The sequence below is a fragment of the Yoonia sp. SDW83-1 genome, assembly GCF_046762885.1.
Lineage (GTDB): Bacteria > Pseudomonadota > Alphaproteobacteria > Rhodobacterales > Rhodobacteraceae > Yoonia.
In genome coordinates, this window is sequence record NZ_JBKQXO010000013.1 from 24,715 (window position 1) to 49,697 (window position 24,983).

At 58.8% G+C, this 24,983-nt stretch carries 22 protein-coding genes and 1 tRNA gene; 12 read left to right on the forward strand and 11 right to left on the reverse strand.

The features are described from left to right. Positions 1-48 precede the first annotated feature (48 nt). Entirely contained in the window at positions 49-1,245 is a 1,197-nt protein-coding gene (locus tag ACFWW4_RS16505) for a multidrug effflux MFS transporter (RefSeq protein ID WP_411891872.1), read from the forward strand. Positions 1,246-1,254: 9 nt separating this feature from the next. On the opposite strand, the gene mfd is transcribed toward ACFWW4_RS16505, so the two are convergent. Together mfd and ACFWW4_RS16515 are read right to left on the reverse strand one after the other, a co-directional pair. Next, positions 1,255-4,704: a transcription-repair coupling factor gene (gene mfd, locus ACFWW4_RS16510; RefSeq protein ID WP_411891873.1), complete on the reverse strand. Its 3,450-nt coding sequence runs from the start codon at positions 4,702-4,704 to the stop codon at positions 1,255-1,257. A gap of 39 nt (positions 4,705-4,743) precedes the next feature. Continuing rightward, positions 4,744-5,268: a hypothetical protein gene (locus ACFWW4_RS16515; RefSeq protein WP_411891874.1), complete on the reverse strand. Its 525-nt coding sequence runs from the start codon at positions 5,266-5,268 to the stop codon at positions 4,744-4,746. A 120-nt stretch (positions 5,269-5,388) separates the two neighbouring features. Between ACFWW4_RS16515 and hemB the strand changes: the two genes are divergently transcribed. Next, a complete protein-coding gene (hemB, locus tag ACFWW4_RS16520; RefSeq protein ID WP_411891875.1) occupies positions 5,389-6,387 on the forward strand; it encodes a porphobilinogen synthase in 999 nt (332 codons plus the stop codon). Here the strand turns inward: hemB and ACFWW4_RS16525 are convergent. Genes ACFWW4_RS16525 through ACFWW4_RS16535 form a run of 3 tightly spaced genes read right to left on the reverse strand, consistent with a single transcriptional unit; the run spans position 6,384 to position 9,049 of the window. Then, positions 6,384-7,301, reverse strand: coding sequence for a tetratricopeptide repeat protein (locus tag ACFWW4_RS16525; RefSeq protein ID WP_411891876.1), 918 nt, complete (start codon positions 7,299-7,301; stop codon positions 6,384-6,386). The two genes, hemB and ACFWW4_RS16525, sit on opposite strands and share 4 nt — an antisense overlap. Then, positions 7,301-7,798 (reverse strand): hypothetical protein, encoded by a 498-nt coding sequence (locus ACFWW4_RS16530; protein WP_411891877.1) that lies wholly within the window; start codon positions 7,796-7,798, stop codon positions 7,301-7,303. Before ACFWW4_RS16530 ends, ACFWW4_RS16525 begins: the two co-directional genes overlap by 1 nt. Positions 7,799-7,801: 3 nt before the next feature. Beyond that, complete coding sequence (locus ACFWW4_RS16535; protein ID WP_411891878.1) at positions 7,802-9,049, reverse strand: ATP-binding protein; 1,248 nt, start codon at positions 9,047-9,049, stop codon at positions 7,802-7,804. A gap of 376 nt (positions 9,050-9,425) precedes the next feature. On the opposite strand from ACFWW4_RS16535, the gene ACFWW4_RS16540 reads away from it, so the two are divergent. Further along, the gene (locus tag ACFWW4_RS16540; RefSeq protein WP_411891879.1) at positions 9,426-9,983 is read left to right on the forward strand and encodes a YSC84-related protein; all 558 of its coding nucleotides are present in this window, start codon (positions 9,426-9,428) and stop codon (positions 9,981-9,983) included. Here ACFWW4_RS16540 and ACFWW4_RS16545 read toward each other — a convergent pair. Beyond that, positions 9,973-11,259 (reverse strand): DUF2254 domain-containing protein, encoded by a 1,287-nt coding sequence (locus ACFWW4_RS16545; protein WP_411891880.1) that lies wholly within the window; start codon positions 11,257-11,259, stop codon positions 9,973-9,975. The two genes, ACFWW4_RS16540 and ACFWW4_RS16545, sit on opposite strands and share 11 nt — an antisense overlap. Before the next feature lie 114 nt (positions 11,260-11,373). Here ACFWW4_RS16545 and ACFWW4_RS16550 point away from each other — a divergent pair, with 114 nt between their 5' ends. Together ACFWW4_RS16550 and ACFWW4_RS16555 are read left to right on the forward strand one after the other, a co-directional pair. Beyond that, the gene (locus ACFWW4_RS16550) at positions 11,374-13,782 is read left to right on the forward strand and encodes a GcvT family protein (RefSeq protein WP_411891881.1); all 2,409 of its coding nucleotides are present in this window, start codon (positions 11,374-11,376) and stop codon (positions 13,780-13,782) included. Further along, positions 13,779-14,369 (forward strand): NTP transferase domain-containing protein, encoded by a 591-nt coding sequence (locus tag ACFWW4_RS16555; protein ID WP_411891882.1) that lies wholly within the window; start codon positions 13,779-13,781, stop codon positions 14,367-14,369. Before ACFWW4_RS16550 ends, ACFWW4_RS16555 begins: the two co-directional genes overlap by 4 nt. On the opposite strand, the gene ACFWW4_RS16560 is transcribed toward ACFWW4_RS16555, so the two are convergent. The 3 genes from ACFWW4_RS16560 to ACFWW4_RS16570 all read right to left on the reverse strand — a co-directional run bounded on the left by ACFWW4_RS16560 (position 14,362) and on the right by ACFWW4_RS16570 (position 16,235). Then, complete coding sequence (locus tag ACFWW4_RS16560) at positions 14,362-14,973, reverse strand: Hint domain-containing protein (RefSeq protein ID WP_411891883.1); 612 nt, start codon at positions 14,971-14,973, stop codon at positions 14,362-14,364. The genes ACFWW4_RS16555 and ACFWW4_RS16560 overlap by 8 nt on opposite strands. A gap of 258 nt (positions 14,974-15,231) precedes the next feature. Further along, positions 15,232-15,317: transfer RNA gene (locus ACFWW4_RS16565), tRNA-Leu, on the reverse strand. A gap of 63 nt (positions 15,318-15,380) precedes the next feature. Continuing rightward, positions 15,381-16,235, reverse strand: coding sequence for a neutral zinc metallopeptidase (locus ACFWW4_RS16570; RefSeq protein WP_411891884.1), 855 nt, complete (start codon positions 16,233-16,235; stop codon positions 15,381-15,383). A 112-nt stretch (positions 16,236-16,347) separates the two neighbouring features. Between ACFWW4_RS16570 and ACFWW4_RS16575 the strand changes: the two genes are divergently transcribed. Together ACFWW4_RS16575 and ACFWW4_RS16580 are read left to right on the forward strand one after the other, a co-directional pair. Beyond that, positions 16,348-16,926, forward strand: coding sequence for a YqaA family protein (locus tag ACFWW4_RS16575; protein ID WP_411891885.1), 579 nt, complete (start codon positions 16,348-16,350; stop codon positions 16,924-16,926). Further along, the gene (locus tag ACFWW4_RS16580) at positions 16,923-17,402 is read left to right on the forward strand and encodes a disulfide bond formation protein B (protein ID WP_411891886.1); all 480 of its coding nucleotides are present in this window, start codon (positions 16,923-16,925) and stop codon (positions 17,400-17,402) included. Before ACFWW4_RS16575 ends, ACFWW4_RS16580 begins: the two co-directional genes overlap by 4 nt. On the opposite strand, the gene ACFWW4_RS16585 is transcribed toward ACFWW4_RS16580, so the two are convergent. After that, the gene (locus ACFWW4_RS16585) at positions 17,359-17,778 is read right to left on the reverse strand and encodes an Lrp/AsnC family transcriptional regulator (protein ID WP_411891887.1); all 420 of its coding nucleotides are present in this window, start codon (positions 17,776-17,778) and stop codon (positions 17,359-17,361) included. The two genes, ACFWW4_RS16580 and ACFWW4_RS16585, sit on opposite strands and share 44 nt — an antisense overlap. A gap of 86 nt (positions 17,779-17,864) precedes the next feature. Between ACFWW4_RS16585 and rocF the strand changes: the two genes are divergently transcribed. From rocF to ACFWW4_RS16600, 3 genes are read left to right on the forward strand one after another with little or no spacing between them, the layout of a single operon-like run. Then, the gene (gene rocF / locus ACFWW4_RS16590; protein WP_411891888.1) at positions 17,865-18,794 is read left to right on the forward strand and encodes an arginase; all 930 of its coding nucleotides are present in this window, start codon (positions 17,865-17,867) and stop codon (positions 18,792-18,794) included. Next, positions 18,791-19,837: an ornithine cyclodeaminase gene (locus ACFWW4_RS16595; RefSeq protein ID WP_393928424.1), complete on the forward strand. Its 1,047-nt coding sequence runs from the start codon at positions 18,791-18,793 to the stop codon at positions 19,835-19,837. The genes rocF and ACFWW4_RS16595 overlap by 4 nt, the downstream gene beginning before the upstream one ends. A gap of 55 nt (positions 19,838-19,892) precedes the next feature. Further along, positions 19,893-20,666 (forward strand): fumarylacetoacetate hydrolase family protein, encoded by a 774-nt coding sequence (locus ACFWW4_RS16600; protein ID WP_411891889.1) that lies wholly within the window; start codon positions 19,893-19,895, stop codon positions 20,664-20,666. A 25-nt stretch (positions 20,667-20,691) separates the two neighbouring features. Here ACFWW4_RS16600 and ACFWW4_RS16605 read toward each other — a convergent pair whose 3' ends face one another. Next, positions 20,692-20,958, reverse strand: a complete 267-nt coding sequence (locus ACFWW4_RS16605; RefSeq protein WP_393928426.1) for an usg protein — start codon at positions 20,956-20,958, stop codon at positions 20,692-20,694. Positions 20,959-21,154: 196 nt separating this feature from the next. Here ACFWW4_RS16605 and gyrA point away from each other — a divergent pair, with 196 nt between their 5' ends. Both gyrA and ACFWW4_RS16615 read left to right on the forward strand, forming a co-directional pair. Then, positions 21,155-23,887: a DNA gyrase subunit A gene (gene gyrA, locus ACFWW4_RS16610; RefSeq protein WP_411891890.1), complete on the forward strand. Its 2,733-nt coding sequence runs from the start codon at positions 21,155-21,157 to the stop codon at positions 23,885-23,887. A 150-nt stretch (positions 23,888-24,037) separates the two neighbouring features. Further along, positions 24,038-24,790, forward strand: a complete 753-nt coding sequence (locus ACFWW4_RS16615) for a hypothetical protein (RefSeq protein WP_411891891.1) — start codon at positions 24,038-24,040, stop codon at positions 24,788-24,790. Positions 24,791-24,983 lie beyond the last annotated feature (193 nt).

Sequence of the window (24,983 nt, forward strand, 5' to 3'; positions counted from 1 at the left end):
CCTGTAATGTTTGGTCTGGGCGACCCAATACTCGTTCTGGACCCAGCCATGAAACGCCTGCCCCAAACGGAATTCATCGCGTTGATGGCGATGCTGTCAGCCACAATCGCGTTCTCGATTGACGCGATGCTGCCCGCATTGCCCGAAATCGGCGCGGCCCTGTCGCCCGACCACCTCAATAACGCACAACTTATCATTACCAGTTTTGTGTTGGGGATGGGGGTCGGCACGTTCTTCACCGGACCGCTGTCAGACGCCTTTGGGCGGCGTCCCGTCATGATCGGCGGCGCCATCGTCTATATCATCGCCAGTATCGCTGCCTGGGCCGCTCAATCATTAGAGGTCATGCTGGCCGCTCGCGTCGTACAGGGCCTTGGTGCGGCGGGCCCCCGCGTGGTTGCCATGGCGCTGATCCGCGATCTCTATTCCGGCCCCAATATGGCGCGTATCATCTCGTTCGTGATGGTCGTCTTCTCGCTCGTGCCCGCTCTGGCGCCGACATTGGGCTACTACATCATGGGCAGCTTCGGCTGGCGCAGCATTTTTCTGGCCTTCGTGGTCTTTTCGGTCATCTCGGTGATCTGGCTCATGCTCCGCCAATCCGAAACGCTGGCGCGGGAAAACCGGCGCCCCCTCAGCAGCGCCACCTTGCGCCACGCCGTGTTTGAGATGTTCGCCCATCGCACCGCCCGTCTGTCGATCTTTGTTCAGACCCTTACCTTCGGCATGCTCTTTATCGTGCTTTCATCGACCCAGCAGGTATTCGACATCACCTTTGATCAGGGCGCGCATTTCCACCTCTGGTTCGGCGGCATCGCCGTGATCGCCGCCACCGGCAGCGTCCTGAACGCGCGGATTGTCATGCGGCTGGGGATGCGGGCCATCATCAAGGGGATGTATACGGTCCAGATTGCAATCACGCTGCTGATGATCGTGATCACCGCGGCAGGCGGTCCTTACTGGTTCGCCTTTGGCACCTATGTGTTCTGGGTAACGGCCAACTTCTTTCAGGCCGGGCTGACCATCGGCAACCTCAACGCCCTCGCGATGGAGGAAATGGGCCATATCGCCGGCCTTGCCGCGTCTGTCATCGCATCAGTGGCCACCGTCGGTGCAGTACTTATCGCGGCCCCGGTCGCGCTGATGTTCGACGGCACGCCACTACCCATGGCCTTCGGAACACTGATTGCCGCCAGCCTCGCGCTCTGGCTGACCAACATGATCAAACGTCCGGGCGAGGTGTAGGGCGGTGCTCTACCCCACCTGCGCCTTCTTCTCGTCCGCCAACTTCTGCGCCAGATCGTGCGCGATATTGAACGCACCCTGGATCTTGTCGCGTTCCTTGGCCCAGTCCCGACGCACGACGATCTTGTTGTCCTTCACCTTCGCCAGCCCGCGCTGTGCTTCGATGAATTCCACCAGCCCCTTGGGCGAGGCGAATTTGTCATTGTGGAACCGGATCGTAGCCCCCTTCGGCCCTGCATCCAGTGCTGCAATCCCCGCGCGCTTGCACATCGCCTTGATGCGAACCACCAGCATCAACGTGTTCACCTCTTTCGGCAGCTTGCCGAACCGGTCGATCAGTTCCGCTGCAAAGCCTTCCAATTCGACCTTGGTCGTCAGATCCGACAGGCGGCGATACAGACCCAACCGCACATCTAGATCGGGCACATAGTCCTCGGGGATCAACACCGGCACACCAAGATTGATCTGCGGCGCCCACTGACCATCATCGATAATCCCCTCAGCCGCACCCGACCGGATCGCCGCGATCTGGTCTTCCAGCATCTGCTGGTAGAGCTCATAGCCCACCTCGCGCATCTGGCCGGACTGTTCCTCGCCCAGCAGGTTACCCGCCCCACGAATATCCAGATCCTGCGATGCCAGCGTGAACCCCGCCCCCAGCGTATCAATCGACCCCAGCACGCGCAGGCGTTTCTGCGCCGTGTCGGTCAGTTTCTGGCGCGGCTTGGTGGTCAGATACGCATAGGCACGGGTCTTTGAGCGACCCACCCTGCCCCTGATCTGGTAAAGCTGCGACAGCCCAAACATATCCGCCCGCCAGACAATCATCGTATTGGCCGTCGGAATATCCAGCCCCGATTCCACAATCGTGGTTGCCAGCAGCACGTCATACTTGCCGTCGTAAAACGCATTCATCCGGTCATCGAGTTCCCCTGCCGCCATCTGCCCGGTCGCGGTGATGAAACTCACCTCCGGCACCTGATCGCGCAGAAACGCCTCCATCTCCGGCATATCGGCGATGCGTGGCACAACAAGGAAGGATTGCCCACCGCGATAGTGTTCGCGCAACAGCGCCTCGCGCACGGTGATCGTATCGAATTCGCTGACATAGGTGCGGATCGCCAGCCGGTCGATGGGCGGCGTGCCGATGATCGAAAGATCGCGGACACCCGACAAGGACAGTTGCAGCGTGCGCGGGATCGGCGTGGCGGTCAGCGTCAGCACATGCACATCCGTGCGCAATTGCTTCAGGCGTTCCTTGTGCTGGACTCCAAATTTCTGTTCTTCATCAATGACAAGCAGGCCAAGGTTCTTGAACTTGACCCCCTTCGCCAGCAGCGCATGGGTCCCCACAACGATATCCACAGTCCCTCTGCTGATCGCATCACGGGTCTTGGCTGCATCCCCCGCGCTGACAAATCGCGACAGCGGTCGCACATTGACCGGGAAACCCCGGAACCGCTCCGCAAAGTTCTGATAATGCTGCCGCGCCAGCAGCGTGGTTGGCGCAATAATCGCCACCTGCACACCACTCATCGCGGCAACAAACGCGGCGCGAATAGCCACCTCTGTCTTGCCAAAACCCACATCACCGCAAATCAGCCGGTCCATCGGCCTGCCAGCGGACATATCCGTCAACACATCTTCAATGGCCGCCAGTTGATCATCGGTCTCGGCATAGGGAAAACGCGCCAGAAACTGATCCCACATCCCATCCGGCGGATCCAGCACAGGCGCAGTCCGCAAAGCACGCTCTGCCGCCACGCGGATCAGCCGCTCGGCAATCTGCCTGATCCGCTCTTTCAGCTTGGCTTTCTTAGCCTGCCACGCCCCACCGCCCAGCTTATCCAGCAGCCCGGTTTCATGCCCGTATTTCGAGAGCAGCTCGATATTCTCGACCGGCAGGTAAAGCTTTGAATCCTCTGCATATTCGATCAGCAAGCATTCATGCGCCGCCCCCAAGGCGGTCACGACTTCCATGCCCTTGAACCGGCCTACCCCGTGATCGACATGGACCACCAGATCACCAGGCGACAGGCTATTTGCCTCGCTCAGGAAATTCTCCGCCCGGCGTTTGCGCTTGGTCTGACGGATCAGCCGGTCGCCCAGCACATCCTGCTCCGAAATCACCGTCAGTCCCGGTGCTTCAAACCCATGATCCAGCGCCCAGACCGCGAGATGCAAACCGCGTTTGCCCACACGGGCAAAGTCGGTGACAGGGATCGCCTCCGCAATCTCCTCGTCCTCAATCAACCCTTCCAGTCGTTCCCGCGCACCTTCGGAGTATGACGCAACAACAACCGGTCCAACCTCCATCCGTGCGCGAATATGATCCGCCAACGCACCGAAAAGACTGATACTTTCCTGCTGACGCTCCGGTGCGAAATCACGCCCGATCCGACCGCCGGCATCAATCACGCCCGGCCCCGTCGCCTGTTTCAGCGGCGAAAACTGCAGCACACGCCGCCCCGCAACCGCCGCATTCCACGCCTTATCGTCCAGATACAACAGCTTGGGCGGCGCAGGCTTGTAGACCGTGTCCATCCGCCCCTTCTGGCTCAGTGCATGCATCCGCGTGCCATACTGATCGACAATGGAATCCCACCGCGACAACCGCATCGGAGTCATCTGATCATCAAGCGTCACCGTGGCCCCGGGCAGATAATCAAACAAAGTCTCCAGATCGTCCTGAAAGAACCCCAGCCAGTGTTCGACACCGGCATGTTTGCGGCCCGCCGACACAGCCTCATAAAGCGGGTCATCCGTCCCCGCCGCACCAAATTCGATGCGGTAGTTCTGACGAAACCGGGTAATCGCCGCCTCATCCAGTATCACCTCCGACACCGGGGCCAGTTCCACCTCGCTCAGCTTCTCAGTTGTCCGCTGTGTCGCCGGATCAAACCGGCGCGCCCCATCCAGCACATCGCCAAACAGATCAAGGCGCACCGGCCCCGATTGCCCGGGCGGATAGATATCAAGGATCCCCCCACGCACCGCATAATCACCGGGTTCCAGCACTGTCGGACTTTGCGTAAAACCCATACGGACCAGGAAGTTACGCAGCGCCTCTTCATCAATTCGGTTGCCAACTGTGGCTGTAAACGCCGCCTCCCGCAACAGCGACCGCGCCGGCACCCTCTGGGTCGCTGCCGCCAGCGATGTCAGCAACACAAACTGGCCCGGCATCCCATGCACCAATGCGGCCAAAGTCGCCATACGCGTGGCCGATACATCGGCATTGGGCGACACGCGGTCATAGGGCAGGCAATCCCAAGCAGGGAAGGTGAAAACGGGCATATCCGGCGCGAAAAAGGCCAGTGCAGCCTGCATTGCTGCCAACCGCTTGTCATCGCGGGCCACATGCAGAACCGGACCGCCCTTGGCGGCCTCTGCCAGGATCAACTGGGCATCAAACCCCTCGGGGGCGCCGCTGACGGTGATATGTTTCGGATCGGGCATGGGCGGTCACCTACCCCGCCGGGTCGCGGTGTCAACCATTCAGAAGCCCAGGGGCAGCGAAAGATTGTGATACATGCCATACATCGCTGTAATGAAGATCGAAATCATGGCGATCACCTGTATCCAGAAGCGCATCCGGAACAAAGCCGCAGGTAAGGCTTCACCTTTCGGTAGCTTCTGCGCGAACTGGCGGCTCATGCGGATATTCATGAGCGCAACAAAGGTCAGCGGAAAGCCCAGGCAAAACACACCTTGCGCCAATTCGAAGCCATACCAGAAACCCATCAAGGCCAGCGCGCTCAGCACAAAGGCCGCAAACCCCATCAGCCACAACCCGGCCACATCAGTAATAATCATCAGGCGGCGCACATTGACAGCGACCAGCACCTCCAGATCGGCGGCCGCCTCACCCCCATGCCGGCGGGCGCGATAAATCATGTCAAAGGGGACGCCCAAAATCCAATGGCTGACCATCGACCACGTCACCGCCACCGCCAGCCAATACCAGACATTTGAAAAGGTACGCAGGTCAATCACCTGAAAAATGGCGTCATTCCAATTCACTGCGCGTATCGCCCCCATTTGAACTGCGCAGACCCTAGCGTCCCGATTTGGGATTGCCCAGACTTGTGATGCGTCAAAATCCATGCGACCCATGTCCGCAACATCAGTCGAGGTCTGGCCATGAAACCCACCGTCGCCCCCTTCCCCGCCACACGCCTACGGCGGCTGCGCAAAACCCCGGCACTCCGGGCGCTGTCACGGCAAAACACGCTGAGCGTGGATGACCTGATCTGGCCGGTTTTCGTCATGGACGGCACTGATGACGAAACCCCCGTCAGCTCCATGCCCGGCGTGACTCGCAAGACTGTCGACCGTATTGCCAAGGCCGCGGTTGAGGCGCAATCGCTCGGCATCCCCGCCATCTGCATCTTTCCATATACGGAGATGGAGGCGCGCACCGAGGATTGCGCCATGGCCTGGGACCCCGAAAACCTGACCAATCAGGCGATCCGGGCAATCAAGGATGCTGCCCCCGATATCGCCATCATGACCGATATCGCGCTCGACCCCTACAACATCAACGGCCATGACGGCTTTGTTGAAAATGGTGAGATCGTGAATGACCGTACCGTCGAGGCGCTGGTCAAAATGGCCCTCGCCCAGGCCGACGCCGGGGCCGACATCCTCGGACCCTCCGACATGATGGACGGACGGATCGGCGCGATCCGCACCGCGCTCGAGGCCGAGGGGCACCAGAACGTCGCCATCCTCAGCTACACCGCCAAATACGCCTCTGCCTTCTACGGGCCCTTCCGGGATGCAGTCGGTGCGTCAGCGGCCCTAACCGGCGATAAGAACACCTACCAGATGGACCCCGGCAATACGGACGAAGCGCTACGGCTGGTCGAACGGGACCTGATGGAAGGGGCCGACATGATCATGGTCAAACCCGGCATGCCTTACCTGGATATCTGCCGACTAGTCAAAGACAGCTTCGGCGTGCCCACCTACGCCTACCAGGTCAGTGGCGAATACGCGATGCTGCAGGCCGCGGCGCAAAACGGCTGGCTCGACGGGGAAAAGGTGATGATGGAAAGCCTGCTTGCCTTCAAACGGGCCGGCTGCGACGGGATCCTGACCTATTTCGCCCCGGCTGCTGCAAAACATCTGCAGGGTTAATAGTCATAGCGCAACTTGGCCGCCTGCCTGTTCCTGACGGCTTTCTTGTTGAACGAATTGACGCTCAGCCAAACCAGCACGGACAGCACAATAACGATGCGATTGATGATGCGCGCCGCATCATCATAGTCCAGAAATCGCATGATGTCGTAAGCAACAAAATAGAGAAAGAAAGCCGGAGCCACATAATACACTGCCTTCTTGATCGACAGTTCGTTCGCGGCCATGCCAAACCTGTGAAACCCGCCGGTCAATGGGCGCGACTGCATCTCGACGGCAGCCAACAGCTTATGCGCCCCCTGATCATCGGCATCCAGCGCCAGCGTACTCAGCGCGGCCTGCCGGGCCTTGTCCATCCTGTTCTGTGCCCAGAATGCCCAACCGATGGCCTCATGCGCGGACGAATCATCCGGCTGCAGGCGCAGGGCATCGCGGGCGGCGGTTTCGGCCTTCTGGCCCTTCAACATAGATGATGCCGCACGCGACAGAAAGTAATGGCCCATGAAACTATCGGGCTGCTTGGCCAGCAGGGCAAGTGCCGCAGCCTCTACGCCCGCATAATCTCGTTCAAACATGGCAGTTGAACACTTGATCAACAACGCATCGACATTCTCGGGATCAAGACGCAAGGCCTCGGCAAGAGCGGCTTTGCTTGTCGCCGGATCATCCAGCGCACTGGAAACCTGCGCCTTGGCCAGATGGGCCAGTCCCAGTTCCGGGTCAGCGCGCAATGCCCGGTTGCTCTGCTCGAGTGCCGAAAAGGGTTGCTTTAGGGCCAGCAGGCAGAAAGCCAGATGCGCATGGGCGACAGCGTCTTCGGAATACTCGGCCAGATGTTTCGCAAAAAGCGTTCTGGCGGTCTGATAGTCACTGCGCCGAAACGCACCCATAGCTTTCATCAGATCAACGCTCATCATCGCGTCCACGCTGACCCGCCTACAAACATCAGCCGAATATGAGGCACCTCCGCCAAGAGCAGCGAAATGACAAAAGCAATCCCAATCGCACCCAGCGCGAAACCGATACTGCGCAATAACCCGGACTTTTCCTGTGTATGCAAAGAATAGAGAACGGACTGCCGATCAACCGCATAACATGCCGCGACAAAGGCACCCACCAGAGTCAAGGATTTCAGAACATCGCCAAAAAGATTGCCAATGTGATCCGGCTCGAAACTCATCTGAAACCAGCGGGCGATGATTGCGACGACGACAACAGCCAGCCAAAACAGCGTCAGCACCGTCCACTGCCGGCGCTGGTCAAGACAGCCAAGCTGGCGGGCATTATAGGCCGCCAAGGCACAGCCGATGCCGGCGCCGCACATCATCATCACGAATAGGATCGCATAAGGATGAACAACCTGCCGTGGCCGGGCGCCGGGCAAAACATTTGGGGGTATCTGATACTGCATCCGTCAGGTCCGACCATGCTTTTTCAGAAAATCCAGAATGTCGTCATAACGGCCACTTTCATTGGAATAGGTCGCATGATTGCGCGCGGTGCTTAACCAATCCAAAACCGATGACCGCACAGTGCGGGTCGCCTCGGCCAGCATGTCGTTGTCGATTGGCACCTCGCTGCCTTGCTCAAGCGTCGCATCAATGGCCAGATCGGCAGCGCGCTCGATAATCTGGGCCAGATCGGCACCCGACAGGCCCGATGTGCGTGCAGCCACCTGATCAATGGCCAGATCAGGTTTCGCCGGGCGTACGTCCAGCTCCAACGCCAGAATCGCTTCGCGTGCCTTGCGGTCCGGCGGTGGGACGAAAAACAATCGGTCGAACCGTCCGGGACGCAGGAATGCGCCATCCATCGACCAGGGAATATTGGTAGCGGCCAACAGCAGCACACCGTCGTTGCGATTGTCCACACCATCCATCTGCGCCAGAAAATGGCTGACCAACTGGTTCTGGTGCACCGCCGTGTCCGATGTCCGTTTGGATCCAAGCGCGTCAATCTCGTCAAAGAACAGCACCGTCGGTGTGTTATTGCGCGCCTTGTCGAAAACTGCAGATAAATGCTGCTCGGACGCCCCGACATGGTAATCCAGAATGTCAGAGATTCCGACCGACAGAAAGTTAAAGCCAGCCTCGCCCGCCATGGCCCGCGCGATCATCGTCTTACCGCAGCCGGGCGGGCCATAAAGCAATACACCACCGCCAGCGCGTTTCTTGAATCTGGACAAAAGTCCCGCATGTCGAAACGGGGCAATGATCCGACGCTCGATATCGCGTTTGACATCGTCAAGCCCGCCGACATCCGCAAATGTCAGCGGTGCCTCTTCCTCGACAACGGCGTCCCCAAACGGGTCCGGACCATCGGTGCCACCGACAACCCGCAATGCCTTCTGTGGCTTTGCAACCGGGCGAACAGACGGGACTGATGTGGTAGGCGCTGACGGTTCTGCCGCCGTAGCCTCGTCCTCTGCGCCACGCCAGATGGCTGCATCGTCATCCAGCCCGGCCTCTTGGAAGGTACAGGCGACAAGCTCGCGATCATCCGCATCCGCCACGGCATCAGGATCCAGCTCCAGCACCAGTTCAAGCGCGCGCGACGCCAACCCGGCAGATCGTGCGCGGCGCAGGATGGCCAGACGCAGAGTCAGGTTGTCAGGGGCCTTTTCCAGTCGTGCAAGCAGCGCATCAAACGCAGTATCGGTCATAAGGGATATCCTTTTGGTCGCAGCACATATCCATACCCATCTGGGCAGAAATAGGGGAAGATTATGACGATGCGCCACCTGCTTTCGGGTTCGAGCTTAGGATCCGTAAACCATTTCAGCGTGCGGTGCATTAAAGGCACCTCTGGCCGACAAAAAGTCCGACGTTTTGCCGACGCAAATCCGACGCGATGCCGACCGCTGTTTGGCCACGAAAAGCAGGCGTTAACCTATGATTCGCGCCCGACCGTGCGTTGCGACCGTACGGTGGGGTTCACGCAACACCCAAACCGCGTGACAGCCCGGATGCATTTGCCTATAGTTATGCGCATAAAAGGCGGCAAACGCCTTCACACAGGCACATAAGGCGGAAAAAATCATGAGCAGTTTCTCAAGGCGCGGTTTTGCGCTTGGCGCATTGGCATCCACAACTTTGGCCGCATGCGGCAATGGCATCGGCGGCCCGGGGGCCGCGACAATTGATGCGCGCGTCGATAGCACGTTGAATTTTATGTATAATACCTATCCCGGCACCCGCGATCTGTCGAACCGGGCGGCGGGTATGCTCGTCATGCCGCTGATCACCGAGGCCGGGCTTGGCATCGGCGGCGGCTTTGGGCGCGGCGCGCTGCGGGTTGGGCCATCAACGGTCGATTACTATTCGGCCACATCCGGCAGTGCGGGTCTGCAGATTGGGGCGCAGCAGTTCAGCTCAGTCCTGTTTTTCATGACGGATGAGGCGCTTCTTGAGTTCCGCCGCGGTCCGGGCTGGGCCGCCGGGGCTGATATCGAATATGCCGTCAGCGATCAGGGTGACAGCCTGCGGGCCGAAACAACAACAAGCCTGGCACCCGTCATTGCGGTCAACTTTGCGCAGACTGGTCTGCGACTGGGCGCGACGCTGGAAGGTATCAAGTATACCCGAATTATTCCCTGATTTCTGAAAGACTTACCATGGTGGCGGCCAGCCTTTTGCGGTCGCCCTCACCTGGGATGGCCGCGTTGGCCTGTGCCAGCGCGTCCTTGGCCAGCACCCTTGCGGCATCGGCAATCGCCGGTGGCGCATGGCGGGCCAGACCGGCGAGGCGCTTTTGCAAGACGATCTGCACTTCGACCTGTGCCGCACCATCGCGGGCCAGCGGAGCAAGCGGTTCCTGCACCAGATCAACCGGATCAAGAACCGGCGCCCACAGGTTCGAATAGTCGGGTGTGTGATCACGATCGACCTCCGGCGAATACCCCTCGATAAGGCGGGCAATCCGACCTATCACGTCAATCGCGGTGCCCGGGTCATTGATCCCTGCTGACAACGCTTTGGAACCAACCTCGCTCAGCATGATAAGGCAAAAGCGGGGGTCCTGATCCGGCGTGCGCGACGGCCCAATCGTGATCCAGGTCCCGATCTTGCGCGCCAGTCCATCGCTGCCGCCCGCCATATGTCCGATCACATCACCACGATGTACAAAACGGCCGATTGGCGCCAGAAAATAAACCTGCGCGCGCTCTTCTTCAGCATCGGCAGAGACCTTTTCAAAAAGCACCGCCTGCACATAGCCGGTATCGCGTGCAAGCAGATCAACGGCGCCGGCGGGAATGACCGTATCTGGCGTCAGTGGATTGGCCCCCTGACACGGCCGGTCCGCCAGTTCGCGAAAGGCGGTCTCGGCAGCCGTTTCGATGGCAGTCGCCGTCTGTTCCAGACTGCCCCATGTCTGCAGATGCATGATCCAGCGCACGATCATCGCCACGATCAGAGCGATCACAGCCAGCGTCACACCGAACAACACGACGATCTCGGCCTCGCCAAAGAACGGCGTGGATAGCAGGATCAGTGAGGCCAGCGCGTAAATATAGGCGCCGATGAACGTAGCCAGCACCGTTTGTGTCGGCGTATCGCGCAGCAGCATCTGGTGCGCGCGCGGGGTCCATTGCCCGGCCACCGCCCGATGAATGGTCACCATCACGCTCAGTGAAAAGGTGGTGACCGCCAGCATGGCGTTGGCGATGATCGTCAACAGCTCGGTCACAGACTCCGCGCCGACGATTTCGGCAAAGCCGTCGGGAATGAAATCACCCAGCACCTTCGCGATCAAAACCGCCAGCAGACAAAGCACGGAAATCAGCAAGACCCGCGTCCACAGATTGCGAGAGGCTGACCGCACCCTACGGCCGAACGTGACAAAGGCCGCCATCACCCTGTTTTTCATTTTCATCGTCCGGGCCTTATTGCTGCGACAGTTCATATGCGACACAAACAGTCGCAAGCGGATAATCGTTCACACGCGCCCATGCGCCATGGTGCAGTGGTAAACTAGGGAATGCGGCAGATGAAGACCACAACGCGCGTAGCAGTCATTGGGGGCGGCGTCGTTGGCGCATCCGTTCTTTATCACCTGACCAAGCTGGGTTGGTCCGATGTGATGCTGATCGAACGGTCAGAACTGACATCAGGGTCGACATGGCATGCCGCGGGCGGCTTTCACACCCTGAACGGCGACACCAACATGGCCGCCCTGCAAGGCTATACCATCAAGCTTTACAAGGAGTTGGAGGAAATCACCGGCATGTCCTGCGGTCTACATCACGTTGGTGGCGTGACTCTCGCCGACAATCAGGACCGGTTTGACATGCTGGTCGCGGAACGCGCCAAGCACCGGTATATGGGGCTAGAGACCGAAATTGTTGGCCCCGAAGAAATTGCCAAAATCGCGCCGATCACCAATCTCGATGGGATCATAGGCGCACTCTACGACCCGCTTGATGGGCATTTGGATCCGTCCGGCACGACCCACGCCTATGCCAAAGCGGCGCGCATGGGCGGGGCCACGATCGAGACCCATTGCAAAGTGGTCGAGACCAACCAGCGCCCAGACGGCACTTGGGATGTGGTCACCGAAAAGGGCACAATCCATGCCGAACATGTGGTGAATGCTGCAGGCCTCTGGGCCCGCGAAGTGGGGGCGATGGCTGGCATCTACACCCCACTGCACCCGATGGAACACCAGTATATCGTCACCGATGACATCCCTGAGATCTACGAACGCGACAGCGAACATCCCCATGTGATGGACCCTGCCGGCGAAAGCTATCTGCGGCAGGAAGGGCGTGGACTTTGCATCGGGTTCTATGAAAAGCCCTGTAAACCATGGGCCGTGGACGGCACGCCTTGGGAGTTTGGGCATGAACTGCTGCCCGACGATCTGGACAAGGTCGAAGCCTCGATTGAATTTGCCTATAATCGCTTTCCGGTGCTGGCCACCGCCGGGGTCAAATCCGTCATCCATGGCCCCTTCACCTTCGCCCCTGATGGCAATCCGCTGGTTGGCCCGGTGCCGGGCGTCCGCAACTACTGGTCCGCTTGCGGTGTGATGGCGGGCTTCAGTCAAGGCGGCGGCGTTGGCCTGATGCTGGCACAATGGATGATCGAAGGCGAATGCGAGCGCGATGTCACAGCACTTGACGTCGCTCGTTATGGCAAATGGATTACCCCCGGTTACACGCGCCCCAAAGTGATCGAAAACTACCAGAACCGGTTTTCCGTCAGCTATCCGAACGAAGAATTGCCTGCAGCACGCCCCCACCGAACAACACCCATGTACGACATCTTCAGCGATCTGGGGGCGGTCTGGGGGCATCAGTTCGGGTTGGAAGTGGCAAACTATTTTGCACAAGACGGTGACCCCGGTTACGAAACGCCGACATTCCGCCGGTCCGATGCCTGGAACGCGACCGCGCGTGAGGTGGCCGCGGTGCGTGGCGGCGTTGGCATCAACGAAGTCCAGAATTTCGGGAAGTTCAGCGTCACCGGCGCTGACGCCCGCGCCTGGCTTGACCGGATCATGGCGGGCCGCATCCCCCAACCCGGGCGGATGTCACTGACCCCAATGCTGTCGCCCAAGGGACAGCTTTGGGGGGATTTCACCGTCTCCTGTCTGTCGGATACCGAATTCCAGCTGACCGCCAGCTATGGTGCGCAAGAGGTGCATCACCGCTGGTTCCTGCAGAATGCGAGCGACGATTGCATTGTCGAAAACATCTCGGACAAGCGCACAGGTTTTCAGATTGCCGGACCCAAATCGCGCGATCTGCTGCGCGCCTGCACCCCCGATGATGTGGACGGGATCAAATTTCTGGATGTGCGCCGCATGACGATTGGGCAGGTCGCCTGCATCGTGCAGCGGGTCAGCTATACCGGTGATCTGGGGTACGAGATTTATTGCGATCCGATGGATCAGCGTCAATTGTGGTGGACATTGTGGAACGCGGGTCAACCGATGGGCATCGCGCCCTTCGGCATGCGGGCGATGATGTCGCTGCGGCTGGACCGGTTCTTTGGCTCTTGGCTATCCGAATTCTCGCCCGATTATACCGCCGCAGAAACCGGCATGGACCGGTTCATCAGCTTCAAGAAGAACGTTGATTTCATCGGGCGGGCCGCAGCCGAAGCGGAGCGGGCCACCCCCCCTGCCCGCACGTTTGTCAGTTTCGAAGTGGATGCGGATGACGCCGATGTGGTCGCCTATGAACCGGTGTTCATCGACGGTGAGGTCAGGGGTTTCTGCACCTCCGGTGGCTATTCTCATCATGCGGGCAAATCCGTCGCCCTCGCCCTGGTGCCGCGCGAACATGCCACCGGCACGCTGGAGGCCGAAATCGAAATCATGGGTCAACGCCGCCGGGCCGTACAGATCACCACCCCGCTGTTCGACCCTGACGGCAGCGCGATGCGCGGATGATCCCGATCCTGATCCTTGCTGGCGGCGGGTCCACCCGGATGCGCGGACGTGACAAGCTGCTGGAAGACGTGGATGGCGAACCGCTGCTGCGCAGGCAGGCGAGGCGCGCGCTTGCCACGGGGCATGCCGTGTTTGTGGCACTTCCCGCTTCCGATCATCCAAGAAAGGATGCGTTGGCTGGTCTGGATTTGACCGCCTTGACGGTGCCCGAGGCTGCGGAAGGCATGTCCGGCACCATGCGCGGCGCTGTGCAACAGCTTCCTGAATGTGCCGCTTTCATGATTTTATTGGGCGATCTGGTGGGAATTGAAACCACCGACATGCAGGTGATTTTTCAAGCGCGCAAAGACAACCCGGATTTTCTGATCTGGCGCGGGGCCACAACGGGAGGGTATCCCGGCCATCCGATCGTTTTCGATGGCACGCTCAGGCCGGAATTCGCCAAACTATCGGGAGATGGCGGTGGTGAACCGCTCGTCAAACCGCTGAAATCACAAACCCATCTGACCCGCTTCGCCGATGATCGCGCGCGGCTTGACCTTGATACGCCAGAGGATTGGAACAGATGGCGGCGCGGCGTTACTTGAACAGCCGGATCGCTTCCACGCTGCGCAAGGCGCGGCGCGCGGCGCGGAACCTCTTGACACCTTCCTGTGTTGCCAAGGCCGGACAGATCAGGAACAACTCCTCACGCTGCGCCGGAACCACACCCTTGAGTGAATAATCATTGGGCTGGAAGCTTTCCGTCCACGTCCCGTCCGCCAGCACGATCTGATGCGCCTCAAACATGAAATGCAGATAGGTGATGCCCGGTACGTTGACGACATCAACACCCGGCAGCTTTGTCATGTCCTTTGCAGCAACCAATACCTCTGCCTCGCCAAAATGCTTGCGCGCCACGTCGGACACGATCAGCATCCGGTGCATCGGGGACACCAGCAGGTCACGTTCGGGCAGATCATTGCCCAGACTGCCCGCCCGGATCAGCACAGGGCGCAAGCTGGGCGTCGCCTTCAACTCATCGGCCGTCAGTGAGCGGTGGCCAGACCATGTAATGTGCTGAATGCCATGGTCGCGGGTCAGGATACGATCGCCGATTGTCAGCGTCTCGACCGCGCGTTCGCCCTTCGGCGTCGCAATATGGGTACCCGGGGTGAAACATGGAACGATACGCGGATGTGCCACCATCATCTGCGGACTCCTGTCCTTGTTCGCCACAACATGCGATTTGGAATAATTCATGACAATAACTGTCCTACTCGTTGCCGTCACTCCTGCCGGGTTCAACTGGCCGCGAGGATGAAAAAATACGCGACCGATACAAACCGGCTGGTCGGCGAAAACTTGCCGACCTATTGGTTTATAAACCGTAAATGACTCAAAAACCAAGCGTTGGATCGCGGATTATCACGAAAATCCGTCGCGCGTTCATCACACGCAAAGGATAGCTGGTGCCGATGGAGAGACTCGAACTCTCACGATGTTGCCATCGGGGGATTTTGAATCCCCTGCGTCTACCATTCCGCCACATCGGCCAGTGCGCATGTCCTAATCGGGCGCGCCAACGCCGTCAATCAGGACTTGTGTATTTTTGCCTCTTACAGACGGGTCGCAGCAAAGGTATCGCAGATCGACAGATCGCCGCTTTCCAGACCGCGTGCAAACCAGCGTTGGCGCTGTTCGCTGGTGCCATGGGTAAAGGTATGCGGGCGCACCGCCTGGCCTGCATTGCGCTGCAGTGTATCATCACCGATCTGGGCCGCCGCATTCATCGCCTCGGCAATATCGCCGCGTTCCAGACTGCCAAACCGCTGTTGCGCCGCGCGTGCCCAGATCCCGGAAAAACAATCGGCCTGCAATTCCACCCGAACAGACATGGCATTCGAATCCGCCTCGCTCATTTGCGCACGCAACTGATTCACTTGTCCCAGTATGCCCAACTCATTCTGTACATGATGGGCAACTTCATGGGCCACCACGTAGGCGGCGGCAAAATCGCCCTCTGCCCCAAGGCGTTGTTCCAACGTGGTAAAGAAATCCGTATCCAGATAGGCCTTACGTTCAGGCGGGCAGTAAAACGGCCCCGTCGCGGCAGAGGCGCCACCGCAAGCCGATTGCGTTTGCCCTTTGAACAATACCAGGATTGGTGGTTGGTAGGTTTGCCCCAATTGGCGCTGAAATATATCTGACCAGACCTCTTCAGTATCAGCCAGCGTCACTGACACGAACTGGGCCGCGCGTTCATCTGCCGGGGTGATTTCGGCGGACGAGCTGGCTTCGAAACCCCCGCCGCCCAGATCGACAAACTGGCTGGTATCAACGCCGAAATACCACCCCGCCAACAGAACCAGCACGCCAGCCACGCCACCAATGCCCCCGGCCCGCCGGGCACCGCCCCCGCGCCTGCGACGATCTTCGATATTGCTGCTGCCGCGCCGTCCTTGCCATTTCATAATCGATACTCCCCACCATCTGGGGCCATCTTATGCGGAATGATGGTCTAGACAAGCTTGACCCTCGGCGATGGCCATGGCCTAACGGCGCGAAACCACAAAAGGCCCGGCAATGCTGCGCGGACTCTATAACTGGACACTCTCACTTGCGCAGTCGCCTTACGCCCTCTGGGCTTTGGTGGTTGTCGCCTTCATGGAATCTTCGTTTTTCCCGATTCCGCCCGATGTTCTGATGATCCCGATGATCATCGCCCGCCCCTCCCGCGCCTTTCTGATCGCTGGGGTCGCCACGGTTGCATCCGTTGCTGGTGGTATGCTTGGCTATTATATCGGCTATGGCCTGTTTGAGGCCGTGGGCCAGCCGATCCTCGACTTCTATGGAAAAGGCGAGAAATTCGATGAATTCGCAACATCTTACAATGAATACGGCGCCTGGGCCGTGCTGTTCGCCGGGGTCACACCTTTTCCGTTCAAGGTGATCACAATCGCGTCGGGTGTGACGCAGCTGTCGTTGCCTGTTTTTATCATTTCCTCCATCATTGCCCGGGCCTTGCGGTTCTTCATTGTGGCCGCGTTGCTTTGGAAATTCGGGGCGCCGATCCGCGACTTTATCGAACGGCGGTTGGGGCTCGTCTTTATCATCTTCTGCATATTGCTATTGGGCGGTTTTGCACTTGTGGGGCTTCTATGACGCGTAATCTGATGATCCTTCTGGCCGCTGGCGGGTCTGCGGCATTGCTGGGGGGCGCATTCTTCTTTCAACTGATCGGATATCCGCCCTGCGCGATGTGTCTGTGGCAGCGCTGGCCGCATGCAGCGACGATTGTGATCGGCGCGATGGCACTGGCCATCCCCGGTCGGGTCCTACCGTTTCTGGGTGCTATCGCAGCGGCCACGACCGGCGGGATCGGCGTATACCACACCGGGGTGGAACGGGACTGGTGGGAAGGCCCGTCAAGCTGCACTAGCGCGGGTGGCGGGCTGAACGGGCTGAGCGGTGCTGACCTGCTCGCTATCGAAGGACCACGTGTCGTGATGTGCGATCAGGTGTCGTGGGAGTTTCTGACCTTGTCCATGGCAAGCTGGAACGCGCTTCTTTCCTTCGCTCTGATGGCTGTCTGGATCATCGCCGCGTTGACAAAAGCAGGCTCGTCTCGGACCGCGTGACCCCTTCCAGACGGCGGATCGCAAACAGGACCTGATCAAACGCCTCCAGCGTATCAGCCCCGATCTCGGCGATCAGATCCCAGGTGCCATTGGTCGAATGGACTGCCCGCACTTCCGGAATGGCGGTCAGTCGTTTCATCGCCCGCTCTGCCCCGCGCCCCGCGATTTCAAGCATCATCAGCCCACGCACCGCATCAGGCCGCACATCCGACCGGGTTAGCACGGTAAACCCCGCGATCTCACCGCCCGCGATCAGCCGATCCAGTCGCGCGCGCACCGTGCTGCGGGTCACCCCAAGCGTCGCCGCCAAATCCGACAGGGATGCACGCCCGTTCTGCCGCAATGCGCCAATCAGGCGACTGTCCAGTTCGTCCATTCTTACCATCCAATTCGATCAATTCATCATCATTTTGCACAATTTGCATGCTTACCCCACCCCCTATTTTGGGCAACACTCGCCCCATGACACATAAAACTTGTATTCTCATCGGGGCGCCGGTGGACTGCGGCAAACGCCGCCGCGGCTGCCTTATGGGCCCGGATGCCTACCGCACCGCCGGCATCGCCGAAGCCATTACGCAGCTTGGCCATACGGTCGAAGACATCGGCAATCTGGCCCCCAAGGACGTGAATGTCCCGGAGCCGAAAAACCCATTGGTGCACAAGCTGGCAGAAAATGTCGGTTGGACCCATACGCTGATGGACGCCGCACAGAATGCTGCCACAAAGGGCATGCCGATCTTCATGGGTGGCGATCATGCGCTGGCCGCAGGCACCGTAGCCGGCATGGCGGCCCATGCGCAAAAGATCGGCAAACCCTTCTTTGCACTGTGGCTCGATGCCCATAGTGACATCCACACACCGGAAACGACCGACAGCGGCAATTTGCACGGAACGCCAGTGGGTTACGTCACAGGGCGCGACGGGTTTGATGCCTACCCGCCCCTGCCCGCCAAGGTGGATCCTGCCAATATCTGCATGATCGGCCTGCGGTCGGTCGACAGTGCCGAACACGCGATTCTGACCGGTGGCGACGTGATGCTGGTCGACATGCGCCGGATTGACGAGGAAGGGATCAGCGCGCCACTGCAATCCTTCCTCGACAAGGTTGCAGAGGCCAACGGGATGCTGCATGTCTCGCTCGACGTCGATTTCCTCGACCCTTCCATCGCACCGGCTGTCGGCACGACCGTCCCCGGCGGGGCCACGGTGCGCGAAGGGCATCTGGTCATGGAAATGCTGTCTGACAGTGGGTTGGTCACGTCGCTCGACCTCGTTGAACTCAACCCCTTTCTCGATGATCGCGGGACGACCGCCAACCTGATGGTCGACCTGACCGCATCCCTTCTGGGCCGCCGCGTCTTTGACCGCCCAACACGGAGCAAATCATGAGCCTCAAAGCCTCCAAATTGGCGATGGTGCCCTTTGTCAGCGTCGATAACATGATGCGGCTGGTCCATCATGTGGGCATCGAAACCTTTATGGCCGATCTCGCGCACGCAATTGAACAGGATTTTGCCCGCTGGGAACTGTTTGATAAAACCCCCCGTGTTGGCAGCCATTCAGATGTTGGGGTGATCGAACTGATGCCCACATCTGACGGCGAACTCTATGGGTTCAAATATGTCAACGGCCACCCAAAGAACATGGGCGAAGGGCTGCAAACGGTAACCGCCTTCGGCGTCCTGTCAGAGGTCTATTCCGGCTATCCAATCCTGTTTTCTGAAATGACAATCCTGACTGCCCTGCGCACCGGGGCGATGTCGGCAGTGGCTACCAAACATCTGGCCGGACCGGATGCCAAGACCATGGCGATGATCGGCAACGGGGCCCAGTCCGAATTTCAGTGTCTTGCGATCAAGGCTGTCTGCGGGATCGACACCGTGCGGCTTTATGACATTGATAGCGCCGCCACCGAAAAATGCATGAAGAACCTTGATGGTCTGGGCTTTCACATCACCCCCTGCACGACGCCCGAGGATGCGATTGAAGGGGCTGATGTCATTACCGTCGCCACGGCAGACAAGGATATGCAGACGATCCTGACCGACAACATGGTCGGCGCAGGTGTGCATATCAACGCCATCGGCGGCGATTGCCCCGGCAAGACGGAACTGCACCGTGATATCGTCGCCCGCTCCTCGGTTTTTGTGGAATATCCCCCACAAACCCGCATCGAAGGTGAAATTCAGCAGATGGATCCGGACCATCCGGTGACAGAGCTTTGGCAGGTCATCACCGGTGCCGCCAAGGGCCGGCAATCCGCTGGTGAGGTCACCCTTTTCGACGGTGTCGGCTTCGCAATCGAAGACTTCAGCGCACTGCGCTACGTGCACGACAAGATCAAGGATACGCCGTTCTATATCGACCTCGACCTGATCGCCGACCCTGACGATCCGCGCGACCTCTTCGGAATGATCAAGCGGGCTGGTTAATCCTGTGCGCGGCCCCTAATGTTCGACAAGATCATGAGCTTAGGGGAAAAACAGGATGGATTGGGCACGCATTCAAGGCACTGACGGGCATATAGTGACCGGGGTCATCAGCGATGGCGTTTTCCTGCCGCGGAAGGTGCTTGGGTCCGATGAAGGGGCAGGCGATCCCGTTCCGCTTGATCAGGAAAGATTACTGGCCCCTACCGTTCCCGGAAAGTTCATTGGCTTGTGGAACAACTATCATGCGGCAGCGACCCGCAACAAACTGGATATCCCTGAACACCCGTTATGGTTCCTCAAACCCGTCACGTCGCTGGCTGGGCCGGACGCGACCGTCCAAATCCCCGCAGATGTCGGCCGGGTCATCTTTGAAGGCGAATTGGGAATCGTGATCGGACAGGAATGCCGCCATATCAGCGAGGACGAAGCCGAGAGCGCAATCCTCGGCTATACCTGCATCAACGATATCACAGCCTTACAGGTCCTGACGGCTGATCCGTCATTCCCGCAATGGACCCGTGCCAAGGGTTTTGATGGCTTCGGCGTTGTCGGCCCCGTCATTGCCACTGACCTGAACTGGCGCGATCTGACTATCCGGGTCGAAGTCAACGGGCGCGAACGGCAATCCTATCCAGCCGATGACATGATTATGCCGCCCGCGAAGATCGTCAGCAAACTGTCAGAGGATGTGACCCTAATGCCCGGCGACGTGATCGCCTGCGGCACGTCAATCGGTGCGCGTCCGGTGAAGGCCGGGGATCGGGTTGACGTGATTATTGACGGTATTGGCCGTCTTGGGGTCACAATGGTGGATGACACTTCGGGTTAGGAAGCAAACAGGATAAACGCTGTCTTCAGTGATAGTGGAATTCGCCCGTCACATTGCGCCATTCGCCCGCACTGATCATCTTGCGATGAACAAACCGGACGGAATGCAGCGGACCGTCCAGCTCTTCCTGCCAAAACCCTATGAATTTCAATAATTTATCGTGATCGGGGGCAAGGTCGTAATCCTGCCAGATAAAAGTGTTCAGCACATGGGGGTGATCGGGCATGTGATAGAACAGTTCGGCCGTGGTCAGACCGTACCCTTTCATCATCAATTCTGCTTCTGACTGCATCGGCACTCCTTTCGTTTCTTATGCTTATTCCAAAATGATTCCCGAATTATAAACTTTGTCAATAAAAACAGCTTGTTATCAGTCCACCCGCAAGGCTGCCAACCAGGCATGGCATCCGCCATTGCACCCCACATCAAGTGTCTGATAAGGTCAGCGCAACGAAATATAGCAGTGCCAGTAACAACAGGCGGTCCACGTGAACGATACCCCAGAAACCCCTGAAAACGATGATGAAATGCCGCAAATGCGCCCCGCGTATACCGGCCCTTCGGTCACGATCGAACACGAACTGAAGACCAGCTATCTCGACTACGCGATGAGCGTCATCGTATCGCGCGCAATCCCTGATCTGCGCGACGGCTTAAAACCAGTGCATCGTCGCATCATTTATTCGATGTATGAAAAGGGGATCACCGCCGATAAGTCCTATCGCAAGTCCGCGAAATCTGTCGGCGATGTAATGGGCTCCTATCACCCGCACGGCGATAGCGCGATTTATGACGCATTGGTGCGGATGGCCCAGGATTTTTCCATGTCGCTGCCGCTGATTGATGGTCAGGGCAATTTCGGGTCGATGGATGGCGATGGCGCCGCCGCCATGCGTTATACTGAATCCCGGCTCGCCAAAGTCGCGCAGTATATGACCGAAGACCTGCCTAAGGACACGGTCGACTTCATGGATAACTACGACGGCAAGGAACGCGAACCCAGCGTCCTGCCGTCGCGCTTCCCCAATATGCTGGTCAATGGCGCTGGCGGTATCGCCGTCGGCATGGCCACCAACATACCGCCTCACAATCTGGGCGAAGTGGTCGACGCCACACTCGCCCTGATCGACAATTCGGATATGTCCTCCGAAGACCTGATTGAATATATCCCAGGTCCCGACTTCCCGACCGGCGGGATCATCCTTGGCCGCTCCGGCGCGCGTAAGGCCTATCTCGAAGGGCGCGGTTCCGTCATCGTCCGGGCCAAAACCGAGGTCGAGGAAATCCGCAAGGATCGCTATGCCATTGTCATCAATGAAATTCCCTATCAGGTGAACAAATCGGCAATGATCGACAAGATCGCCGAGGCGGCCCGCGATAAACGGATTGAAGGCATCGCCCACGTGCAGGACGAATCCGACCGCAATGGCGTGCGGGTGGTGGTTGAACTCAAGCGCGACGCCACAGCAGAGGTCGTGCTGAACCAGCTGTTCCGCTTTACCCCGATGCAGACCTATTTCGGCTGCAACATGCTGGCGCTGAACGGTGGCAAGCCCGAACAGTTGACGCTGCGTGCCTTCCTGACGGCTTTCGTGGATTTCCGCGAAGATGTCGTGGCCCGTCGCACGGCATTCGAACTGCGCAAGGCACGCGAACGGTCCCATGTTCTGTGTGGTCTGGCCGTGGCCGTCACCAATATCGACGAAGTTGTTGCCACCATCCGGCAGTCCGCAGACGCCGCGACCGCCCGTGAAAAACTGATGACCCGGCGCTGGCCTGCGGAATCCATCCTTGAATACATCAAACTGATTGATGACCCGACCCACACAGCCAATGAGGACGGCACGTATAATTTGTCTGAAACCCAGGCGCGCGCCATTCTGGAATTGCGCCTGCAGCGCCTGACCCAGATCGGCGTCAAGGAAGTCACCGACGAATTGCAGGAATTGGCCGGAAAAATTCGCGAATACCTTGAGATCCTCGGCTCACGCGACCGCATCATGCAAATCATCCGGGATGAATTGCATGAGGTCCGCGAACTGTTCGCCGTCCCCCGTCGCACCGAAATCGTCGACTGGTCGGGCGACATGGAAGACGAGGACCTGATCGAGAAAGAGGACATGGTCGTCACCGTGACCTCCGGCGGGTACATCAAGCGCACAGCCCTCGCCGATTTCCGCGCGCAGCGCCGTGGCGGCAAAGGCCTGTCATCCATGCAGACCAAGGAAGAGGATGTTGTCACCACCCTTTTTGTCGCCAACACCCATACACAGCTTTTGTTCTTCACAACCGACGGAATGGTCTACAAGCTGAAAACATGGCGTCTGCCCTTGGGCAACCGGACTGCCAAAGGCAAGGCGATCGTCAACATCCTCCCGATCCCACAAGGGGTCTCCATCGCAGCCATCATGCCTGTCGACCGGCCCGAAGAAGAATGGGACGACCTGCAGGTCGTCTTTGCCACGTCTGCTGGAACTGTACGCCGTAACGCCCTGTCAGACTTCACGAATGTGAAATCCAACGGCAAGATCGCCATGAAATTTGAAGGTGAACATGAAGGCACCACGATGATCAATGCCCGCATCGCATCGAACGACGATGACGTGATGCTGGTCACCAGTTCAGGTCGGGCCATCCGTTTCCCAGCGACAGATGTGCGCGTCTTTAACAGCCGTGCATCCGTGGGTGTCCGCGGCATCAGGCTAACCGGCAAGGACGAAGTGGTCAGCATGTCCATCATCCGGCATTTTGAGGCTGACCCTGCCGAACGTGCCGCATATCTGAAAATGCGTCGTGCCATGGCGGGACTGACCGACGAGGCAGAGAACGAAGATGAAGAGGCCGCGCCAGGCCAGATCAGCCAAGAACGCTACGCCGAAATGTCGGCTGCGGAAAACCTGATCCTGACAATCACCGCCAAAGGATCCGGCAAGCTGTCGTCAAGCCACGACTACCCCGTGCGCGGACGCGGCGGCATGGGGGTCGCGGCCATGGACAAGGCGATGCGTGGCGGTCCGCTGGTGACGTCTTTCCCGGTCGATATCTCGGATCAGATCATGCTTGTCACATCAACCGGCCAGTCCATCCGCGTGCCCATTGACGGCATCTCATTCCGGTCCCGTGGTGCGGGCGGGGTCAAGGTGTTCGACACCGGCAAAGGCGAAACCGTGGTCAGCGTGGCGTGGATCGCCGATCAGGGTGAGGAAGAAGAGGCGTCCTGATACGGTCTAAGCGGTCATAGAATAGCCTGCGGGCAACCGCAGGCTGTTGCGACCGCATCACATCCTGAATCTGTTGAAAATCTTGCACTGGCGAAAAATCGCAACAGGCGTAAAAGGCGAGCATACCTCGCCCATCAAAGGATTTTCTCAATGTCTCACAAGATCTTCTCTGCTGCAGTGATACTTGCAGTTGCGGCCACCCCATCGTTTTCGCAATCGCTGAACGGGGCGACGATCTCCGGCAACGTGAATGTCTTCGATGATGACAGCTACGATGCCACAAACTCCGCGCTGAAGGCAGGTGCTGAACTGGGCCTGTCGCGGGACTTCGCCATCAGCGGAAACCTGGCGGTCTACAACTCCGACGAAATCGACGAGGCGGGCACGAACGTGACCTTGCATGGCCTTTACATGATTTCGCCGACCACGGCGTTGGGTGTGTATGTCGCCAGCGATGATGACGGCGGCGCAAATTACGAACATTTCGGGGTCGAGGCCGGTTTCGGCTCTCCTCAGGGACGTTTTGAGTTTTACTACGGCGCAGTTGACGGGCTCAGCGACTCGTCTTCGATTGACACCAGCATTGCCGGTATCTCCTTCGAGTTTGAAGTGGCGCGCAACTTTGCATTGATGCTGAACAGCCAAGCTGTGACATTCAGCGATGATTTCAATGACAGCGTCACCCTTGGGACAACCGCTATCGGTGGCCGGTATACATTCGACAACGGCCCTTCGATCTATGCGGAAATTGGCCAGCTTGGCGCAACGGCGTCTATCGACGGCGATCTGTTTGTCTCTGAAAACGACTCGAACTTCTTTGCAATCGGGGCCGAAATGACGTTTGGCCGGTCCAGCGGCACCCTGATGAGCAACCGCAGCGTTTTTGAGGCCATCGGCTACTAAACGCCCCAAATCAGAACAATCCTTACAAAGCCCCGCCATTGTTGCGGGGCTTTTTGCGGTCTTCCGCCGACCTCGGCAAGACCTTGCCACTCCTTGCGACAAAGATGCATCAGTCAGGTTTTCTGCCACTGCCCCCCGATTGCGCCATTTCCCCTAGGGCAGCATTCCAGATGTATCGCTACCAGCATCCATT

What these genes read in the sequence shown, in the direction of transcription:
- ACFWW4_RS16560 (WP_411891883.1), bottom strand. Translation starts at nt 14,973, where the DNA reads ATGATGGTGGCACATCCGCGTATCGTTCCATGTTTCACCCCGGGTACC.
- ACFWW4_RS16585 (WP_411891887.1), bottom strand. Translation starts at nt 17,778, where the DNA reads ATGGACGAACTGGACAGTCGCCTGATTGGCGCATTGCGGCAGAACGGG.
- ACFWW4_RS16525 (WP_411891876.1), bottom strand. Translation starts at nt 7,301, where the DNA reads ATGAGCGTTGATCTGATGAAAGCTATGGGTGCGTTTCGGCGCAGTGAC.
- rocF (WP_411891888.1), top strand. Translation starts at nt 17,865, where the DNA reads ATGACACATAAAACTTGTATTCTCATCGGGGCGCCGGTGGACTGCGGC.
- ACFWW4_RS16575 (WP_411891885.1), top strand. Translation starts at nt 16,348, where the DNA reads ATGCTGCGCGGACTCTATAACTGGACACTCTCACTTGCGCAGTCGCCT.
- mfd (WP_411891873.1), bottom strand. Translation starts at nt 4,704, where the DNA reads ATGCCCGATCCGAAACATATCACCGTCAGCGGCGCCCCCGAGGGGTTT.
- ACFWW4_RS16530 (WP_411891877.1), bottom strand. Translation starts at nt 7,798, where the DNA reads ATGCAGTATCAGATACCCCCAAATGTTTTGCCCGGCGCCCGGCCACGG.
- ACFWW4_RS16505 (WP_411891872.1), top strand. Translation starts at nt 49, where the DNA reads ATGAAACGCCTGCCCCAAACGGAATTCATCGCGTTGATGGCGATGCTG.
- ACFWW4_RS16550 (WP_411891881.1), top strand. Translation starts at nt 11,374, where the DNA reads ATGAAGACCACAACGCGCGTAGCAGTCATTGGGGGCGGCGTCGTTGGC.
- ACFWW4_RS16600 (WP_411891889.1), top strand. Translation starts at nt 19,893, where the DNA reads ATGGATTGGGCACGCATTCAAGGCACTGACGGGCATATAGTGACCGGG.
- ACFWW4_RS16580 (WP_411891886.1), top strand. Translation starts at nt 16,923, where the DNA reads ATGACGCGTAATCTGATGATCCTTCTGGCCGCTGGCGGGTCTGCGGCA.
- ACFWW4_RS16595 (WP_393928424.1), top strand. Translation starts at nt 18,791, where the DNA reads ATGAGCCTCAAAGCCTCCAAATTGGCGATGGTGCCCTTTGTCAGCGTC.
- ACFWW4_RS16570 (WP_411891884.1), bottom strand. Translation starts at nt 16,235, where the DNA reads ATGAAATGGCAAGGACGGCGCGGCAGCAGCAATATCGAAGATCGTCGC.
- hemB (WP_411891875.1), top strand. Translation starts at nt 5,389, where the DNA reads ATGAAACCCACCGTCGCCCCCTTCCCCGCCACACGCCTACGGCGGCTG.
- ACFWW4_RS16535 (WP_411891878.1), bottom strand. Translation starts at nt 9,049, where the DNA reads ATGACCGATACTGCGTTTGATGCGCTGCTTGCACGACTGGAAAAGGCC.
- ACFWW4_RS16615 (WP_411891891.1), top strand. Translation starts at nt 24,038, where the DNA reads ATGTCTCACAAGATCTTCTCTGCTGCAGTGATACTTGCAGTTGCGGCC.
- ACFWW4_RS16605 (WP_393928426.1), bottom strand. Translation starts at nt 20,958, where the DNA reads ATGCAGTCAGAAGCAGAATTGATGATGAAAGGGTACGGTCTGACCACG.
- ACFWW4_RS16555 (WP_411891882.1), top strand. Translation starts at nt 13,779, where the DNA reads ATGATCCCGATCCTGATCCTTGCTGGCGGCGGGTCCACCCGGATGCGC.
- ACFWW4_RS16540 (WP_411891879.1), top strand. Translation starts at nt 9,426, where the DNA reads ATGAGCAGTTTCTCAAGGCGCGGTTTTGCGCTTGGCGCATTGGCATCC.
- ACFWW4_RS16545 (WP_411891880.1), bottom strand. Translation starts at nt 11,259, where the DNA reads ATGAAAATGAAAAACAGGGTGATGGCGGCCTTTGTCACGTTCGGCCGT.